Source organism: Flagellimonas aequoris, from assembly GCF_003584165.1.
Classification (GTDB): Bacteria; Bacteroidota; Bacteroidia; order Flavobacteriales; family Flavobacteriaceae; genus Flagellimonas; species Flagellimonas aequoris.
In genome coordinates this window covers 70,265-88,445 of the sequence record NZ_QXFJ01000010.1, presented here as the reverse complement: position 1 = coordinate 88,445, position 18,181 = coordinate 70,265, and the positions used below count along the sequence as shown (strand labels likewise).

At 44.4% G+C, this 18,181-nt stretch carries 16 protein-coding genes; 12 read left to right on the top strand and 4 right to left on the bottom strand.

The window, feature by feature from the left end; genetic code table 11:
- Positions 1-9: 9 nt before the first annotated feature.
- The gene (locus tag D2U88_RS04495; protein ID WP_119639111.1) at positions 10-888 is read right to left on the bottom strand and encodes a helix-turn-helix domain-containing protein; all 879 of its coding nucleotides are present in this window, start codon (positions 886-888) and stop codon (positions 10-12) included.
- A 209-nt stretch (positions 889-1,097) separates the two neighbouring features.
- On the opposite strand from D2U88_RS04495, the gene hemA reads away from it, so the two are divergent.
- The 12 genes from hemA to D2U88_RS04435 are packed head-to-tail and all read left to right on the top strand — an operon-like array spanning position 1,098 to position 11,804.
- Positions 1,098-2,354, top strand: coding sequence for a glutamyl-tRNA reductase (hemA, locus tag D2U88_RS04490; protein WP_119639110.1), 1,257 nt, complete (start codon positions 1,098-1,100; stop codon positions 2,352-2,354).
- Complete coding sequence (gene hemC / locus D2U88_RS04485; RefSeq protein ID WP_119639109.1) at positions 2,351-3,277, top strand: hydroxymethylbilane synthase; 927 nt, start codon at positions 2,351-2,353, stop codon at positions 3,275-3,277. The genes hemA and hemC overlap by 4 nt, the downstream gene beginning before the upstream one ends.
- A complete protein-coding gene (locus D2U88_RS04480; protein WP_119639108.1) occupies positions 3,255-3,917 on the top strand; it encodes a uroporphyrinogen-III synthase in 663 nt (220 codons plus the stop codon). Before hemC ends, D2U88_RS04480 begins: the two co-directional genes overlap by 23 nt.
- Positions 3,910-4,935 carry a uroporphyrinogen decarboxylase gene (hemE, locus tag D2U88_RS04475; protein WP_119639107.1) on the top strand — a complete coding sequence of 342 codons (1,026 nt, stop codon included), beginning with the start codon at positions 3,910-3,912 and terminating at the stop codon, positions 4,933-4,935. The genes D2U88_RS04480 and hemE overlap by 8 nt, the downstream gene beginning before the upstream one ends.
- Positions 4,932-5,423, top strand: coding sequence for a DUF6973 domain-containing protein (locus D2U88_RS04470; RefSeq protein WP_417935270.1), 492 nt, complete (start codon positions 4,932-4,934; stop codon positions 5,421-5,423). Before hemE ends, D2U88_RS04470 begins: the two co-directional genes overlap by 4 nt.
- A complete protein-coding gene (gene hemF / locus D2U88_RS04465) occupies positions 5,420-6,322 on the top strand; it encodes an oxygen-dependent coproporphyrinogen oxidase (RefSeq protein WP_119639105.1) in 903 nt (300 codons plus the stop codon). Before D2U88_RS04470 ends, hemF begins: the two co-directional genes overlap by 4 nt.
- 28 nt (positions 6,323-6,350) lie before the next feature.
- On the top strand, positions 6,351-7,139 hold the full coding sequence (locus D2U88_RS04460; RefSeq protein WP_119639104.1) for a PhzF family phenazine biosynthesis protein: 789 nt from the start codon (positions 6,351-6,353) through the stop codon (positions 7,137-7,139).
- Between the two features lie 6 nt (positions 7,140-7,145).
- On the top strand, positions 7,146-8,135 hold the full coding sequence (hemB, locus tag D2U88_RS04455; protein ID WP_119639103.1) for a porphobilinogen synthase: 990 nt from the start codon (positions 7,146-7,148) through the stop codon (positions 8,133-8,135).
- A 13-nt stretch (positions 8,136-8,148) separates the two neighbouring features.
- Positions 8,149-9,453, top strand: a complete 1,305-nt coding sequence (locus D2U88_RS04450) for a serine hydrolase domain-containing protein (protein ID WP_119639102.1) — start codon at positions 8,149-8,151, stop codon at positions 9,451-9,453.
- Between the two features lie 36 nt (positions 9,454-9,489).
- Positions 9,490-10,611 carry a CNNM domain-containing protein gene (locus tag D2U88_RS04445; protein ID WP_119639101.1) on the top strand — a complete coding sequence of 374 codons (1,122 nt, stop codon included), beginning with the start codon at positions 9,490-9,492 and terminating at the stop codon, positions 10,609-10,611.
- Positions 10,611-11,081, top strand: coding sequence for a methylated-DNA--[protein]-cysteine S-methyltransferase (locus D2U88_RS04440; protein ID WP_119639100.1), 471 nt, complete (start codon positions 10,611-10,613; stop codon positions 11,079-11,081). Before D2U88_RS04445 ends, D2U88_RS04440 begins: the two co-directional genes overlap by 1 nt.
- Before the next feature lie 9 nt (positions 11,082-11,090).
- Positions 11,091-11,804, top strand: coding sequence for a 3'-5' exonuclease (locus D2U88_RS04435; protein ID WP_119639099.1), 714 nt, complete (start codon positions 11,091-11,093; stop codon positions 11,802-11,804).
- Between the two features lie 289 nt (positions 11,805-12,093).
- Here D2U88_RS04435 and D2U88_RS04430 read toward each other — a convergent pair whose 3' ends face one another.
- The 3 genes from D2U88_RS04430 to D2U88_RS04420 form a co-directional block, all read right to left on the bottom strand.
- On the bottom strand, positions 12,094-14,289 hold the full coding sequence (locus tag D2U88_RS04430) for a S8 family serine peptidase (RefSeq protein ID WP_119639098.1): 2,196 nt from the start codon (positions 14,287-14,289) through the stop codon (positions 12,094-12,096).
- Between the two features lie 149 nt (positions 14,290-14,438).
- Complete coding sequence (locus tag D2U88_RS04425; protein ID WP_119639097.1) at positions 14,439-15,386, bottom strand: endonuclease/exonuclease/phosphatase family protein; 948 nt, start codon at positions 15,384-15,386, stop codon at positions 14,439-14,441.
- A 56-nt stretch (positions 15,387-15,442) separates the two neighbouring features.
- Positions 15,443-18,172, bottom strand: a complete 2,730-nt coding sequence (locus D2U88_RS04420) for a M14 family metallopeptidase (protein WP_119639138.1) — start codon at positions 18,170-18,172, stop codon at positions 15,443-15,445.
- Between the last annotated feature and the right edge of the window lie 9 nt (positions 18,173-18,181).

The window sequence follows — 18,181 nt, the reverse complement described above, 5'->3', positions numbered from 1 at the left end:
GATACTTTTTTACACGTTTGAAGTTACATATTTTTTAGGCGTGGTTCCGAACTTCTTTTTGAACGAGGCAATAAAATGGCTGGCGGTACTATATCCCACTTTCAGGCCTACTTCGTTCACGTTGTGCTTACCGGATTCCAACATTTTGCGGGCATATTCCATCTTATAATCAAACAAAAAGCCATAAACGGAATCTCCATAAATCTGTTTGAACCCTTCCTTCAATCTTTTTAGACCAAGTCCTACTTCTTCTGAAAGTTCGGCCAGAGTAGGTGGTTCAGCCATACGTGAAATGATGATTTCCTTGGCCATTTTAATGCGGCGTACATTGTCCTCATCGGCCAGATAGGGACATTGCTCCAAATCGGCATCCTCTGTTTTGTTGAAATAGAGGGAAATCAACTCGAACACCTTTCCCTTTAAATACAATTTTTTGATGGATGGGTGAAGGTTGTAGTTCATCAGTTGGCTCAAGACCACAGCAATGGCCGGTGACACCATTTCTTGGGAATAATATTTTTTTTCCTTGTTATCCTCGCTCAAAAAAGGAATATAATCTGCCTCATCGGAAAACAATGAGTGGAATTTCCTAATCGTCATCACCACCGATAATAACCACGAATTAGGCGAAACCACCAGATCCAGTGGAAGGTCCTTTTGGGTATTGTACAGTAACAGGGAGTTTTCCTCGTTCACTTCCAAATAGTAGCTCCCTTCATTAAAATTGAACCGTGAACGGCCCTTCAAGCAAAAATGGAACTGGATGTAGGAACTGTCAATGTCCCTCGTAATAACCTTTGGTTCTTTGGTATCGTTCTGGATTTTAAGGATAAAAATCCCATCTTCCACGAAAATTTCATCATAGGAACCTTCAGCGATATTTTTCATATGGATTCTTTGTATCGATTTTCAAAACCTTTAATTTAGAACGACTCTAAATTAGATTACATTTTATCAAATTTATCAATAAAATCAATGCATTAGCAGATTTTAAGTAAAATTTAAACCTTGAATATGTCCACAAACTCTGTATAGTTCCGCTAGCGTTATTTTATGACGAACAACACTGTTAATTTTGTGTTGCGATTTTATCCTTTATGAGGAACTACCATATTTCAAAACATAATTCCTTCTACGCCGTCGGGTTGAGTTACAAGAAGGCAGATGCAGAGGTGAGAGGAAAGTTCAGTCTGGATGTTCCTGCTATTGACCAAATCCTGGCCAAGGCAAAAGAAATGGAGATTGATGGCCTTTTGGCTATATCTACCTGCAACCGGACAGAACTGTACGGTTTTGCCCAACACCCTTACCAACTCATCAAACTGCTTTGTGACCAGACCCAAGGAACCGTGGAAGAATTCCAGGAAGTGGCCTATGTCTACAAAAACCATGATGCCATTTCCCATATGTTCAAAGTGGGCACGGGTCTCGATAGCCAGATTTTAGGTGACTTTGAAATCATCAGCCAAATAAAACAAGGTTTTTACCGTGCCAAAAAGCAAGATATGGCCAACCCATTCTTGGAGCGTTTGTGCAATTCTGTGATTCAGGCGAGTAAACGCATCAAAACGGAAACTGAGCTTTCTTCAGGAGCTACATCGGTGGCATTTGCCTCTGTAAAGTATATTTTGGACAACGTTCCCGATATTTCCGAAAAGAACATCCTTTTGTTCGGAACAGGCAAAATTGGAAGGAATACCTGCGAGAATCTGATCAAGCACTCCAACAATTCCCATATTACCCTAATCAACCGTACGCGGGAAAAGGCTGAGGACATTGCTGGAAAATTTCATTTGACGGTTAAGGATTATGGCGACCTTCAGACCGAAATCCGAAAGGCGGACATCTTGGTTGTGGCCACGGGAGCACAATTGCCCACCGTGTCCAAAGCACTGATCTATCCTAAAAAACCGTTGTTGATCTTAGATCTTTCCGTTCCCAAAAATGTTTCGGACGATGTACAGGAACTGGAGAACGTTTCTTTGGTGCATCTGGACCAGCTTTCCCAAATTACTGATGATACCTTGGCCAAACGAAAGGAATATGTACCCAAGGCGGAGGCCATTATTGAAAAAGTAAAGAAAGACTTTCTGAAATGGCTAGAAACCAGAAAATTTGCCCCGGTCATCAATGCGCTCAAGGAAAAACTCAATACCATGAAGGCCGAGGAAATCGACTTTCATTCCAAAAAGATCAACGATTTTAACCAAGATCAGGCTGAAATGATCTCGGAGCGGATCATCCAAAAAATTACCAAGCAATTTGCCAACCATTTAAAAAGTTCGGAGGTGGATACCGAGGATAGCTTGGAACTGATTCAAAAAGTCTTTCAGTTAGAAATCGATTCCAAATGAGCAAGATCATAAGAATCGGTACCCGCGACAGCGAACTGGCACTGTGGCAAGCCACTACTGTGCAGGAAAAACTCGAAAAATTGGGTTATGATACCACGTTGGTGCCCACAAAATCCATGGGTGATCAAGTGCTGGACAAGCCTTTGTACGAACTTGGGGTTACTGGAATTTTCACCAAGGCTCTGGATGTTGCCATGTTGCAAGGGCAAATCGATATCGCCGTACATTCCATGAAAGACGTTCCTACGCAACTTCCGAAGGGAATTGTTCAGGCCGCTGTATTGGAGCGAGCCATTACCCATGACATTTTGGTGCATAAAGGCTCGTCTTTTTTGGAGTCGGATACTCCTGTCACCATTGCCACGGGCAGTTTGCGAAGAAAAGCACAATGGTTGAATAGATACCCAAACCACCAAGTGGTCGACCTACGGGGCAATGTGAACACACGATTGATCAAATTGATCGAGAACGATTGGCAAGGGGCCATTTTTGCCCAAGCGGGTCTGGAACGTATCAAATTGCTGCCCAAAGACGCCATTCAATTGGATTGGATGATCCCCGCACCAGCCCAGGGTGCCATGTTGGTGGTTGCCATGGAAAATGACAAATATTCAAGGGAAGCCCTTGCCAAGTTGAACGATTCCAATACAGATCTCGCCACTAAAATAGAACGTGACTTTTTGCGGATGTTGGAAGGAGGATGCACTGCACCAATCGGTGCGTTGGCGCAGATTAAAGACCAAAAGGTATTTTTTGAAGGCGTTGTGTTCTCTTTGGATGGAAAACAGAAAATCGAAATTAAAAAAGAAATAAAATTATCCGAAGCCAAGGGCTTTGGAGAAGTGTGTGCCAAGGAAGTCTTGGCCAAAGGTGGGGACAAATTGATGCAGGAAATCAGAAATGAAAACAGTGCTCTCCACTAAAATACTCGCCCCACCACAAAAAGAACTTTTCCTAAATTCCGGCTTGGGACTCGTGGAATACGATGCCCTCCAAATTGAATTGTTGGATGTTGAAATTCCGTTGGACTTTCAAAACTACATTTTCACCAGCAAAAATGCCGTGAAGGCTTTTTTAAAACAGGCCGAAGGTCATGATATATCAAATATTAGGGCCTACTGTGTTGGGGAAAAAACAACCTCCTTTTTAACAGAGGAGAGCATTGAAGTGGTGGAAATTTCCGAAAATGCTTCATCATTGGCAGAAAAGATTTTGGAGAACCACGCCGAAAAGACATTTGTTTTCCTTTCAGGTAATCAACGAAGAGAAGACCTTCCCGAGGCATTGAAAAAAAATAACGTTCAGTATAAAGAAGTGGAAGTATATAGAACCCAACTGGTACCGAAGGCATTTCACCGCAATTTTGACGGTATCTTGTTTTTTAGCCCCAGTGGTATCCGAAGCTATCTTTTGGAAAACAACATTGCAAACAGCACCTTGTTCTGTATTGGAGAAACTACCGCCAAGGAAGCCAAAAAATATACTGAACATATCATAATTGCCAACAAACCAACTGTGGAGAATGTATTGGTGCAGGCTATAAACTATTTAAAACATGATTAAAAACGATTTGTTCCTAAGGGCATTGAAAGGAGAAACGGTGGATCGCCCACCGGTATGGATGATGCGCCAAGCAGGCCGCTACCTGCCGGAATTTATGGAACTCCGTAAAAAATACGATTTTTTCACCCGTTGCCAGACCCCGGAGTTGGCATCGGAAATTACGGTACAACCTATCCGAAGATATGGCATGGATGCCGCTATTCTGTTCAGCGACATTTTGGTAATCCCCCAGGCTATGGACATTGAGGTGGAGATGAAACCTAATTTTGGGCCTTATCTCCCCAATCCCATTCGAAACAAGGAAGATTTGGACAAGGTCATTGTTCCCAATATTGAAGATACTTTGGGCTATGTGTTGGATGCCATCACCATGACCAAGGAAAAACTGAACAATGAGATTCCATTGATTGGATTTGCAGGTTCACCTTGGACCATATTATGCTATTGTGTGGAAGGTCAAGGAAGCAAAAGTTTTGACAAGGCCCGTGGGTTCTGTTTTACCCAACCGGAATTGGCTCATCAACTGCTCCAAAAAATCACCGATACCACCATTGCCTATTTGAAGGCCAAGGTTAAGGCCGGAGTCAATGCCGTTCAAGTATTCGATTCCTGGGGAGGGATGCTTTCCCCACAGGATTATCAGGAGTTTTCATGGCCTTATATCCAACAGATCGTTGATGCCCTTAAAGATGAATCCCCTGTGATTGTTTTTGGTAAAGGTTGTTGGTTTGCCCTAAAAGAAATGGCAGTATCCGGAGCTTCGGCGGTGGGTGTGGATTGGACTTGTTCACCACGGAATGCCAGATATTTGACAGGCGGCAAGGTAACACTCCAGGGTAATTTTGATCCTGCAAGATTGTTGTCGCCACCAGATAAGATCAAAAGTATGGTCCATCAAATGATCCGTGAATTTGGCAAGGATAAATATGTGGCGAATTTAGGTCATGGCATTTTGCCAAACATACCGTTGGAAAATGCGAAAGCCTTTGTTGATGCTGTAAAAGAATATCAGGAGTGAACCCATTTTCAGTATTAAAACGCGTTAGTTTTAAACATATACTGAAAGGTATTTTGTTAGGGTTAAGTAGGCCATTGTTCATCTTCCCAACCTTAAAAGCCACCAAAGATTGTATGAGGGTTTCCACGGCCCATTATGGAAAGTTGCATCATAAAAATGGTCCGGCCAATGCGTTCAGACATGCCCTATGGAATTGCATGATTGCACAGCGTTGTTTTCGTTGGGCAAAGAATGAAATTAAAGTTTTGGATTGGACAAAAAAGGTTACCGACTGGCATGAAGAAGCTTTTCCGAATATACCTTTGGCTAAGGCGATGGATTTGCACAACAATGCAGCGGGAAGGTTCATTTTTAAAGAAAATCCTGGGAAATCCGAAGAGGAAATCATTTCCATTCTTCAAAAAATGTCATTACAATCAACTAAAATTGAGGACAATACCAATTTATCGGTATTAAAAAACCAGTTGGTACATATTTTAGAATCATGAAAGATAAATTTTACGATTATATCCAAAAACTGCAGGACACCATCACTTCCAAATTAGAAGAAGTGGATGGCGATGCCAAGTTTCAGCAAGATTTTTGGGAACGCCCCGAAGGTGGTGGCGGTAGAACCCGTGTGATAGAAAATGGGGGCGTTTTTGAAAAAGGGGGTGTGAACATTTCTAAGGTTTTTGGAGCATTGCCCAAAAGCATGCAAACCTATTTTGGAGTAGAAGAAGCGGATTTTTTTGCCTGTGGCCTCAGTTTGGTCATCCACCCAAAAAGTCCCATAGTCCCAACGGTACACGCCAATTGGCGCTATTTTGAAATGTATGACAAACAAGGGAATATAGTGGATCAATGGTTTGGTGGCGGACAGGACCTTACCCCCTATTATCTTTTTGAGGAAGATGCAGCACATTTTCACCAGGTTTGCAAAAAAGCCTGCGATGCCCACAATACGGAATTTTATCCCAACTACAAAAAGAAATGTGACGACTATTTTTGGAATACACATCGTAACGAGGCCAGAGGTGTAGGCGGGCTGTTTTTTGACTATTGCAAAGCAACCGAAACCATGCAAATGGAAGATTGGTACAATTTTGTGACCGAGGTGGGCGATAGTTTTTTGGATGCCTATGTCCCCATCGTTGAAAAACGAAAGGAACTTCCCTTTACCCTAGAACAAAGGGATTGGCAGGAAATACGCCGAGGCCGTTACGTAGAGTTCAACTTGGTACATGACAAAGGAACCCTTTTCGGACTTCGTACCAATGGCCGCATCGAAAGTATTTTGATGAGCCTACCTCCCCATGTGCAATGGCGATATGACCATCATCCAGAAAAAGGAAGTGAAGAAGAAAAACTGATTGGGGTTCTCCAGAGCCCGAAAGATTGGGTTTAATACGTAGCTTTGTTCTGAAACTAGGCCTATGAGACAAAAAATCTATCAAATTGACGCCTTTACCAGTAAAACGTTTGGAGGCAACCCGGCGGCCGTCTGTATTTTGGAAAAATGGTTGGAAGCTGAGCTCATGCAGAAGATTGCCCAAGAGAACAATCTGGCCGAAACCGCTTTCGCAGTAAAAAAGGACGGAATCTACGAACTCCGTTGGTTTACGCCCGAAGTGGAAGTAGACCTTTGCGGCCACGCCACTATAGCAACTGCTTATGTGCTTTTTCACTATTATGAATTAAAAGAAAATACCATTCGTTTTTATTCTCCAAGAAGTGGGGAACTTACCGTTGAAAAAGCAGCCAATGGATGGTTGACCTTGGATTTTCCTACCGACCACTTAGTGGGCATACAAAATTTGCAGGAACTAGACGAGGCTATCGGTGCTAAACCCATAAAAACATTCAAGGGCAAAACGGATTACATGTTGATCTACAACAATCAACAAGAAGTTGAATCCATACAGCCTAACCATCATCTATTAAGTCAGTTGGATGTTCGAGGGGTCATTGTAACCGCTCCTGGTAGCGAGGTTGATTTTGTTTCCCGCTTTTTTGCCCCAGCCTGTGGCATACCTGAAGATCCTGTAACCGGGTCTGCACATACTTCCCTTACCCCATATTGGTCAGAAGTATTACAAAAGACCAAAATGACGGCCAAACAACTTTCGAAACGACAAGGAGATCTGGTTTGCGAGTATTTGGGCGAGAGGGTCAAAATCTCTGGGAAAGCCGCTCCATATTTATTTGGTGAAATTGAAATATAACAGCATATGTATCCATTAATACGCAATCGAAGACTTCGTGCCTCCGAATCCATCCGAAGGTTGGTTCGCGAGACAGTAGTAACCCCAGACGATTTTTTGGTCCCTCTTTTTGTGACCGAAGGCAAAGGCATCAAGGAAGAAATCCCATCCATGCCCAATTATTTCCGTTTGAGCTTGGACCAATTGGAAAACGAAGTAAAGGAATTGTGGAAAATGGGATTATGTTCCGTTTTGCTCTTTGTAAAGGTGGATGACAAGCTGAAAGACAACAAAGGAACCGAGGCACTCAACCCCAATGGTCTCATGCAACGTGCCATAAAAACAGTCAAAAATGCCTGCCCGCAAATGTTGGTGATGACGGATGTGGCCCTAGACCCCTTTTCTTCTTATGGTCACGACGGCATTGTAGCCGAGGGACAGATCTTAAATGATGAAACTGCCGAGGTATTGGCAGAAATGTGCGTATCCCATGCCCAAGCGGGAGCCGATTTTGTGGCACCCAGTGATATGATGGACGGGCGAATCCTGACCATTCGCGAAGCCTTAGAAGATGAAGGTTTCATCAATACCGGTATTATGGCCTATTCTGCTAAATACGCCAGTGCCTTTTATGGTCCGTTTCGGGATGCCTTGGATTCTGCCCCTGTGGACATCGCCAATGTGCCCAAGGACAAAAAGACGTATCAGATAGATTATTCCAATCGGTATGAAGCCATTCGTGAGACGCAATTGGACATCGACGAAGGTGCCGATATCGTGATGGTAAAACCTGGATTGTGCTATTTGGACATCGTTCGTGAAATCAGAAACGAGGTGGATGTCCCCGTGGCCGTATACCAAGTTTCCGGGGAATACGCCATGGTTAAAGCAGCGGCAGAAAAAGGTTGGCTGGACCACGATGCCGTCATGTTGGAACAATTGACCGCCATCAAACGAGCGGGTGCCAACATTATTGCCAGTTATTTCGCCAAGGATTTTATCCGTACTTTGGGTTAAATCCTCCAAAAAAATGAAAAAAAGCTTTCTATCCTTGGTGTTCTTCGCTTTAATGATGAACATGGGAGTGGCCCAACGTGAACTTATCCATGCCCTTCCTTCCAAATTAGGTTTGGATGAAGCCTATATCAACCAAAAAGTGGATTCCATTATGAACATGGGCATCGATAGCTTGGCATTTCCGGGCGCACAATTGTTGGTCGCCATCAACGATACCGTCATTTTTCATAAAGCATACGGATTCCATACCTATGATAGCATTGAGCCCGTAAAACTGAACGACCTTTACGATCTGGCTTCCGTAACCAAGATTTCCGGTCCCTTGCCCGCATTGATGAAACTCGTGGATGAAGGAAAACTCGATTTGGATGTTCCCTTCAGCACCTACTGGGAACCGTGGAAACATCAAAAGGACAAAAAGGACTTGACATTACGCGAAATTCTAGCGCACCAAGCAGGGCTCGTTCCCTATATCGTTTTTTTACAGAAAGTGATGCGGAACGGGAAACTCAAAAAGCGGTTTATCCATCAAACTTCCAGCAAAAAATTCCAAAAACAGGCATACGATGACCTTTTCGTCAATGACCGATTTGAACGGAAAATAGACCGAATCATCAATCGCTCCAAGGTATCCGAAGAAAAAAAGTATAACTACTCTGGGCTTTCCTTCTTGATTTTCCCAAGGTTGATCGAGCAGATTACCCATACGGATTACCAAACCTACCTCCATGAGAATTTTTATCAGCCTTTGGGCTGCCATACCTTGGGCTATCTGCCCAGCACCAAACATTTTGTAAACGCCATTGTGCCCACAGAAATCGATACCCTATATAGAAAAACCTTGGTAAAAGGCTGGGTGCATGATGAAAACGCTTCGTTGTTCGGTGGGGTTTCCGGCAATGCGGGACTTTTCGGCACGGCCGATGATCTGGCCAAGCTTATGTTGTTCTATCAACATTATGGCAGTGTAGATGGCCAACAGCTTATCTCCCGGAGAACGGTAAAGGAATTTGCCACAGTACAATATCCCGATAACGAAAACCGACGTGGGTTGGGCTTTGACAAACCTTTGCTGGACAATTCCGAATTACCCCTAGAAGAAGCTTACCCCTCCCCTTTGGCCAGTGCAGCCAGTTTCGGGCACTCTGGTTTTACCGGAACATTTGTTTGGGCCGACCCTGAAAAGCATGTGACTTTTATCTTTTTGTCGAACAGGGTATATCCTTCCCGGGACCACAGGGAACTTTATGGATTGAACATCCGAACGGCTTTGATGGATGTTTTTTACAAAGCCATGGCCAGCAACCTTAAAAATTAGTTCCGATTCGCTATCTTGCCACTCAAGATCTAGCCTATGGGACTTCTTATATTTTATGCCCTTATTTCCATCTTCTTTTCCTTTTTGTGCTCCATATTGGAGGCAGTGTTGCTGAGCATCACCCCCACTTTCATCAATGTAAAAAAACAGGCGGGCAAGGATTATGCTTCCACTCTGGAAAACCTTAAAAAGGATGTGGACAAGCCCTTGATTGCCATTCTTACCCTCAATACCGTGGCACATACGGTAGGGGCCATTTTGGTAGGGGTACAGGCGAAAGTTGCTTATGCAGAAATGTACGGGACCACGGAACGCTCCATTTTGGGCTTCAAGCTCACCGAAGATCTTATGGTGGGCATTGTGTCCACCCTAATGACAATATTAATCCTGGTGGCCTCAGAAATCATACCTAAGACCATTGGTGCCACCTATTGGAAACAATTGGCAAACTTTACATCGAAGACACTTACCATAATGGTGTTTCTCCTAAAATGGACCGGTCTTTTATGGGTTTTGCAACTGTTCACCAAATTGATAGGGGCCAAAGGAGAACATGGCAGCGTATTGAGCAGGGAGGATTTTACCGCCATGACAGAGATTGCACACGAAGAAGGGGTATTCCAGGAATCGGAATCCAAGGTCATCAAAAACCTATTGAAATTTGATGAGATCCTGGCCAAGGACGTGATGACCCCCAGAACGGTCATGAAAATTGCCTCCGAGGACATGACCATCAAAGAATTTTTTGACGCCAACCGACCGCTTCGCTTTTCCCGAATACCCTTGTACAAAGATCGGATGGACAACATTACCGGCTTTTTTCTAAAAGATGAGTTGATGGAGGCCATCATCAATAATAAAGGTGATCAAACCCTTTCCGAATTGAAAAGGGAAATATTGGTGACCAGTCGGACCAAACCCATTCCTGAACTGTTTGACAAGTTTGTGAAGCAACGGGAACATGTTTCCTTAGTGGTGGACGAGTACGGCTCCGTGAGTGGACTGGTGACCATGGAAGATGTCATCGAAACCTTGCTCGGATTGGAGATCATGGATGAAAGCGACAACGTGGAAGACCTTCAGTCCCTGGCCAGAAAGAACTGGCACCAACGGGCACAGCGCTTAGGAATTATTGAAGGTGAAAGTGAAGTGGAGTAATGGAAACTGCTTATTTACAAACTCCTATCGGAATTGCTGAATTCAAAGGAGATGAAAACGGACTAGCTTCTATCACCGTTTTGGACGATAAAAAACCTATCGGTACAATTCCAGCCGCATTGGAAGAAGCGGTACGGCAATTACAAGAATATTTTGAAGGAAACCGAACCGAATTTACCTTCAAACTGAATCCTTCCGGCACTGACTTTCAAAAGAAAGTTTGGGATGCCTTACTTGAAATTCCTTTTGGAAAAACCATTTCTTATTTAGACCTTTCCAAAAGATTGGGCGATGTAAAAGCCATTCGTGCAGTAGCCTCAGCCAATGGCAAAAATCCACTTTGGATCGTAGTACCCTGCCATCGCGTAATCGGAACCAACGGAGACCTCACAGGCTATGCAGGTGGACTGCATAGAAAAAAATGGTTATTGGAACACGAGAGCCCTGCAAAGCAGACCGCTCTTTTTTAAATTTTTGCCATGCTTTATAAACTTAACCTGGAGCATATCCTCTTTTTGGATATTGAGACCGTACCCCAAAAACAACATTTTTCCGATTTGGATGAAACTTCCCAAACGCTTTGGGAACAAAAATCGCAGTACCAACGCAAGGATGAAATTACCGCGGAGGATTTTTATGAGCGGGCCGGCATTTGGGCCGAGTTCGGGAAAATTGTCTGTATTTCCGTTGGGTATTTCAACATGAAAGGGGACCAGCGTAATTTTCGGGTCACGTCCTTTCACGGGGAGGAAGTCCATATCTTGAAGCAGTTCAAACAATTGCTCAAAGACCATTTCAGCCAGACCAAACACCTGCTCTGTGCCCATAACGGCAAGGAATTCGATTTCCCCTACATTGCCCGAAGAATGGTCATCAATGGGCTCAATTTGCCCTATAAACTGGATCTATTCGGAAAAAAACCTTGGGAAGTCCCCCACTTGGACACCATGGAACTGTGGAAGTTCGGGGATTTCAAGCATTATACATCGCTCAAACTTTTGGCCCATGTGCTGGGCATTCCTTCGCCCAAAGAAGACATGGATGGCAGTATGGTGAAGGATGTGTTCTACGAAGAAAACGACCTAGATCGAATCATCACTTACTGCGAACTGGATGTGGTGACCACGGCACAGGTGTTCTTGCGTATGCGCAATGAAGAACTTTTATCCTACGAAGAAATCAAAAAAGTGTGATGTGCCAACGTCATGCGAAACGAGTTCTGCATCATCCATAATAGAAGAAACGATGATGTAATGAGACCCTGAAATGAATTCAGGGTGACGGTAGGTTGCACTAGGTTGTGATTAATTTAGGTTTGACACGAATTACACCAATTTTCTCGAATGCAATTGTAATGTCATTTTGAGCGAAGTAAAAAATCTCAAAAAAGAATAATCGGCAGGAAAATCAGCTTTACCAGCCTTTCCAACCTTCGGGTTTCCCCATTAAAATAGGGGTTGATTTTAAAGGATTCCATAGCGATCAGTTTTTGTAGAACTTGGTACTCTTGATACCGGCATAATCCTGTACGACCAAAACATACAGTCCGGAAGAAAGGGATGATACGTTGATAGACCCCTGTGTCTTGCCACTCCTAATTACATTGCCCGCTGTGGTCACGATGGAATATTGGGCATCTTTGGACAATTCGGCCTCAACGTTCAAATAATCAACGGCGGGGTTGGGGAACACGGAAATGTTCAACTCTTGCGGATAGCTGAGGGGAGCATAGCTCATCATTTGCGTCTCCTCGCCGTTAAATTCAAATTCGATGGTCTCCGAAAATTCGGATACTGCATTTTCGGTACAGATGGAGCGGACACGGGCTTCGTATACCTTACCCATTTCCAGATTGGCCAGTTCAAAACTGTTCTCCCAAACATATTCACTAGTCCAAATATCCGTATCCACGGATTTGTATTGCACTTCAAAAAGGGTTTCTTCCGCTTCGTTCCAAGAAATGGTAGATCCAGTAGCAGTAGATGAAACCAATTCCAAACTGGATGGCGTTTCAATGGAACATTTGGACACCTGGGCACCTGATACGATCAAGGAAAAATCCTGAGCTCCATTTTTCAAGTTCCCCTTGTGGGTTATGGTAATGGTATACGTTCCAGAGGCATTATCAATTTCAATTCTTTCATAGGGATCCACTTTATTGTCCCCCTGCGTGGCTGCATCATTGGCTTTGGCAGGATTTAATTTCCATGGGAGGTGGGTTTCCCCATTTTTGGTAATCCTGATATCCAGATCATTGATCAGTGCGGCCGTAGTGCTGTTCAAATCCCCGCGGTTCACATATTCCCCTTCAGGATCCGTCCAAGAAATGGAAGCCATCAAAGGTTCGTTTCCGTTGGCAACAACAGTGATAGAGAAGCTTTCCCCATTGGCAAGACTTTCTTCTTGGATCAAGCTGGTGTATTCTTTATTTTGAAGCAATTCTGCAGCTGTTTTGGCGTTCATCACCCCCCAACCCATTTTGTAGTCTGGGCCTTTAGCACCCACGTCATCCGCAGTATGAAGGGCCAAACCCTTAAGGGTTGCCGCTTTCATATAGGTCCCAAACAATTCTTCATGGTACTGTTGCAACAACAAAAGGGATCCTGTAACACCAGGAGCGGCCATGGAAGTACCTGAAGATACTTGATAGCTACTGTTACTGGCAGAACTGGTGGAAAGGATATTGGAACCATCCCCAGCCAAATCTGGCTTCACACGGCCATCATCCACAGGTCCAAAACTGCTGTATCCCGCAACTGAAGCTTTTACCAGATTTCCTTTGCTGTCGATTTCCGTGTTTGCACCTGCGATGGTCAATCCGTTCTTGGTGGTAGTAAATCCAAGCAATAAATCGAACCCATCGGCGGTCTTACCAAAATTAGGAGAAGCGTTATCGTACGAATTTTGGGCATTCCCTGCTGCGGTCACCATCAAATAGTATGGCGCATTGTACATGATCTTGTCCCAATCCTGGGTAACCTTAATGTAGGCACCAAAATACCAATCCGGCACCCTATCGGAAAGAATTCCGTAGGAATGGTTGCTCAACAACATACCATTGGCGGCTGCTTCGGCCACTTCAATTTTATCGCGGGTCCAATCGTATGTCATGGCTTGTGCACCATACGCCACCCCTTGTGCATTGGCCTCAACACCAGATGAAATCAAATTTCCGGTAACCAAAGTCGAGTGAAGGCTAATTTCACTGGAACCATCCGCATTTTTGGCACGTGTATCAAATTCTTGATGGGTAGTCAGGGCAATTCCTGCATCCCAAACACCCACTTCCATACCGTTTCCGGTAAGTCCCAAATTCAAAAGACCTTTCTCATAAAGGGCATTGGCCCTTGACGTTTGACTAGAGGGATCGTTCAGTGTAGTATAGTACAATGGGGTTCCATCGGAACCAATAGCTTTCAGCTCAATGGGGGAACCATCAGCAGTCTTTTCGGAAATCCTGATTCCTTTTGAGGCCTTCAATTGGCTAATTTTTTGAGCTGTATTTTGATGTTCGGCCTCCAATTCAGAAATGAATGAAGCCATTTTACTTTGATTGTACGTTGCCTTGATCTGTTCTTTGGCCTTTTGGGATTGGCCCATAACAGCATATATTCCCAAAACTGAAAATAAAATGGAGAAGATCGCTCCCTTTGCCCCGATAGGTAACTTGTAATCCATAGTTAAGTTAAGGTAAGATTTGGACTACGAAGATATCAGGATATGCAGTATTCATCGATAAAACTCCTACTTTTTTCGATGAAATACATAGTGTTTTGCTGTAAGTTGTTGTGAAAATTAACTTTTATGTGGTGTATTCTTTTTCCTACTTATTTGTGTTCTTCCAAAACCACATAAACAGGAAAGTGATCACTATATCCCCCTAAATAGTTGGAGCCACCATAAGTGCGAAAAGGGTTGCCCTTGTATCTTCCTTTCCACTCCTTTAAAAATCTGGGAGAGAACACAGCCGCTTTAACAAAACTATGGGTGCCGGGTTCATAGTTCAAAAAACTGTGGGAAACCAAGATTTGGTCAAAAAGGCTCCAAGCCCCTTTGTAATTGGCACTTCCTGACACGGGAGACAATAAGGATTTCATAGGATTGATGAACTGTTTGCTGGCCATCAAGGTTTGGATACTTTCCGAATTGGGGTCATCGTTAAAATCGCCCATAACGATACAGTTCGGGAATTCCTCATCAATCTTTTCCAGCCTTTGAAGAATGGTTTCTGCCGCCTTTACCCGTTTGTAACTCGTTATTTCTGCTCCCTCTCGCCTTGATGGCCAATGGTTCACAAAAACATGCACATCTTCTTGATGCAATTTTCCGTGGACGTACAAAATGTCCCGGGTCAAATCCCTGTCGCCATTGGTATTTGCGACGATCAACGGCAAGGTTTCCGCATGAAATACTTGAAAATGATCCTGATTGTAAATGAGTGCTGTGTCTATGCCCCGCTCGTCAGGAGAATCAAAATGAACAAAGTCGTAGTTGATATCCCTTAGCTTTTTCGATTTTAGCAACGCCCGAATGACGGTTTTGTTCTCAACCTCAGCTATCCCAACCAATACAGGTGGAATATCGCTATCATCCAACCCAATTTTGGAAATCGCCTTGGAAACCTTGCCCACCTTATTCCAGAATCGGGACTCGGTCCATCGCCTAAAACCCTTGGGCGTAAAGTCATCATCCAAGGAATAGGGATCGTCCGTGGTATCAAAAAAATTTTCGAGGTTGTAAAACGCTACCGTGTACTTGTCTTTGGAACTGTACAATTTGCTCTTGCCTTTAGAAGTTCATCCATTGCAAAGTACAAAATCGAATGGATACCCTACTCCTTTTCCGGTTTAGGTTCTGTCGCCTTTCCATGTACACTATCCCAACCTTCAGGGATGTCCCGTTTGGCTTGTGGCAATTGGTTGGCATACAATAATGCATTGAACAAAGTACGATATGTGCCCATGGGCTGTCCCCGCCATTGCGGTTGAAACCCGAACAACAACACATGCCCATTTCCATGTTTTACGTCCAAAGCTGCCGCATTCCCGTTCATGAAATTTTCTCCGACGAGGTAGCCTGACATTAATGGAGAACCTTGTGCCTGGTATTTGGCCAACACTTCTCCTTCAAAACCTTCTTCGGTACTGAAAACAGGGCTACTGTACACAAATACATTGGCCTTGTCCATCATTCCTGCCATTACCGGATGACTTGGATTGGTTTCCACTTGCATGATAGAACCTCCTGTAAAGAATTTGGCCCTGTCCACATGATCAACCACATTTTTAACGGGCAGGTGCAACGCCTGAATGGCAAAATCGGAACTTCGGTTCAAGGTGACCAATGTTCCTCCCTCTTTCACAAAGGAGTTGAGGTTACGGGCACCCAGTTCTCCCAAACCTCCAGCATACTGTGGGGGTGCGGAACCTGGTTGCAGTCCATTTTCTATGGATCCAGGCCATTCGGATGCCATCACGATCACATCAAAACGTTCTTTTAGATTGTCCAACATAAAATCGGAATTGCGGATGGAAACATATCCAAAACCAAAATTGTCCAGCAACCAACGGGTCCACCCCATATCCATACTGGCGGTCCAAGGTCGGTACACACCAATTCGCGTCTTCACTTTAGAAGAGCCCGAACCGGAACCTAAAACCCCGTTGATGGCATAGTCGTTCACCCATTGTTGCATCTTGCCTCGACTTGCTCCTTGAATGCCATATTTTTTGGATTTGGCGTCATACACCACGGAGGAGCCCAAGTTCATGGCTTCGGCAATGACCCTAAAACTGTTGTTTTCAGCTGGGTCCAGCCAAAGGGTACTTCCACTACCGCGAAGTGTTCCAGGCAATGGTTTGATACCCGCAGCAATCTTATCGGTATCGAACCCTGCTCCGGGAGCAAAATCGGCCTTGTCCAAATCCTTGTTTTCATCATCAGTGGTTTCCAAAGGTGTGCCTTCCACCGGTTTTAATGCATTTCGGAATTCATCTGACAGAGGCATCATTCCTGTCACCACGTCCACTTCCATTTGAAAAGGAAGGGTCCAACCCGCGGCATCATAAGGTTGTTCCAAAGGTCCATCTGGTGATTCCCTTAGATCGGGATATACCTGAACATCCAAAACCTGACGGGCCATTTCGGCAAATTCCTGATCCATCGGGATTACCCAAGTACCTTTCGGATAGGTCACGCCTGAATATTCCATCGGCTTTTCCAATTGTGAAATTTGAATTCCGTTGAAGGCCAAACGCTTCAACAGTTCCACAGGCCGAACAGGATCGCGCTGTTTTTGTGGAACGATATAGGCATAAGGTGGCTCGTTCTTATATTTTTCTATGGTATTGATCCCGGACTGATACTTGTTGAAAAGCAGGGTTTCCTTGTATTTCGCGGCATAATCCAACACCGCAATGGAAGCCACTTGCATATATTGCATGGCATCGGACAAACGCCACCAACCTCCTTTCCATGGGCTGCTGTAAAGGGATTCCACCCGCAAATCGCGACGGTCTTTTGGAAAATCGCTCAAGGTATAAAAATAGGGTGTGGCATATCGGTACAAAGCCGTTTCCGTCCAGAAAGAAGGGATGTTCTGCATCATGGGTAGGTAATCGATATAACCAGGATACCACGCATCAAAACCTTTCCCCATGTGAACGGCGCCGGGCAGTCCTTCGGACTCCAAATCCCTGGCCATGGCCATACCGATCATGTTCACTTCCCTAGCCATCAAGGGTGGGGTTTGTGTAGCTACGGGTTCGGCAAAAGGAGGTAGCCAAATTCTAGTTGGGAACGGCGAGGATTGATGGTGTACATGGATGATATTAGGCTCCCATTCCCTCCAAGTGCGGCCTACCACCCGTGATTCCAACATATTCAACATATAGGCATCACGGTTATTATCATGCCCCACATATTTTTGATAGAGCCAAGGGGTTCGGGCCGTTTCGTAAGGCGTTCCCACATTTTCCATATACCAATTGGCGATGATATCCTGCCCATCGGGGTTCAAAGAAGGCCAAAGCACCAAGATCACGTTCTCCAAAATGGCTTTGAATTTGGGGGTATCCGCCTCGCTGATGATTTGATCTGCCAATGTGATGATATGCTGTGCCCCTGCCACTTCGGAAGCATGAAGACCACCACTGAGATCCACTATAGCCTTGCCTTCGGCGGACAACTGTTTTGCCAATTCCTTGGTTATCCCTTTGGGATGGGCCAGTTTTTGGGAGATTTCTTTATAATGGTCAATTTTGGCCAAATTCGCTTTGGAGGAAATCAACACATAATACCAGGTACGGCCTTCGGACGTTTTTCCGGTTTCACGCATTTCCACCAAATCACTGGCTGCATCCAACTTTTTAAAATACTCGATGGACTGTTCATAGGTGGCCAAATGAAAATCGGAACCCACCTTGAACCCGATGACGTCCTCGGGTTTCGGAATGGCAGAATTTTGGGCTTGAAGACCACTGTAAATCAAGGTAAAAAATAGAAAAATCGTTAGGACGGGGGAAGAAAAACGACAGTTTCTTCCGCTTTGGGCAGAATCCATCTGGAGCAT

Coding starts and splice junctions, on each gene's coding strand:
- D2U88_RS04460 (WP_119639104.1), top strand. CDS start 6,351: ATGAGACAAAAAATCTATCAAATTGACGCCTTTACCAGTAAAACGTTT.
- D2U88_RS04440 (WP_119639100.1), top strand. CDS start 10,611: ATGGAAACTGCTTATTTACAAACTCCTATCGGAATTGCTGAATTCAAA.
- D2U88_RS04420 (WP_119639138.1), bottom strand. CDS start 18,172: ATGGATTCTGCCCAAAGCGGAAGAAACTGTCGTTTTTCTTCCCCCGTC.
- hemE (WP_119639107.1), top strand. CDS start 3,910: ATGATTAAAAACGATTTGTTCCTAAGGGCATTGAAAGGAGAAACGGTG.
- D2U88_RS04495 (WP_119639111.1), bottom strand. CDS start 888: ATGAAAAATATCGCTGAAGGTTCCTATGATGAAATTTTCGTGGAAGAT.
- hemA (WP_119639110.1), top strand. CDS start 1,098: ATGAGGAACTACCATATTTCAAAACATAATTCCTTCTACGCCGTCGGG.
- D2U88_RS04435 (WP_119639099.1), top strand. CDS start 11,091: ATGCTTTATAAACTTAACCTGGAGCATATCCTCTTTTTGGATATTGAG.
- hemF (WP_119639105.1), top strand. CDS start 5,420: ATGAAAGATAAATTTTACGATTATATCCAAAAACTGCAGGACACCATC.
- D2U88_RS04430 (WP_119639098.1), bottom strand. CDS start 14,289: ATGGATTACAAGTTACCTATCGGGGCAAAGGGAGCGATCTTCTCCATT.
- hemB (WP_119639103.1), top strand. CDS start 7,146: ATGTATCCATTAATACGCAATCGAAGACTTCGTGCCTCCGAATCCATC.
- D2U88_RS04480 (WP_119639108.1), top strand. CDS start 3,255: ATGAAAACAGTGCTCTCCACTAAAATACTCGCCCCACCACAAAAAGAA.
- D2U88_RS04450 (WP_119639102.1), top strand. CDS start 8,149: ATGAAAAAAAGCTTTCTATCCTTGGTGTTCTTCGCTTTAATGATGAAC.
- D2U88_RS04445 (WP_119639101.1), top strand. CDS start 9,490: ATGGGACTTCTTATATTTTATGCCCTTATTTCCATCTTCTTTTCCTTT.
- hemC (WP_119639109.1), top strand. CDS start 2,351: ATGAGCAAGATCATAAGAATCGGTACCCGCGACAGCGAACTGGCACTG.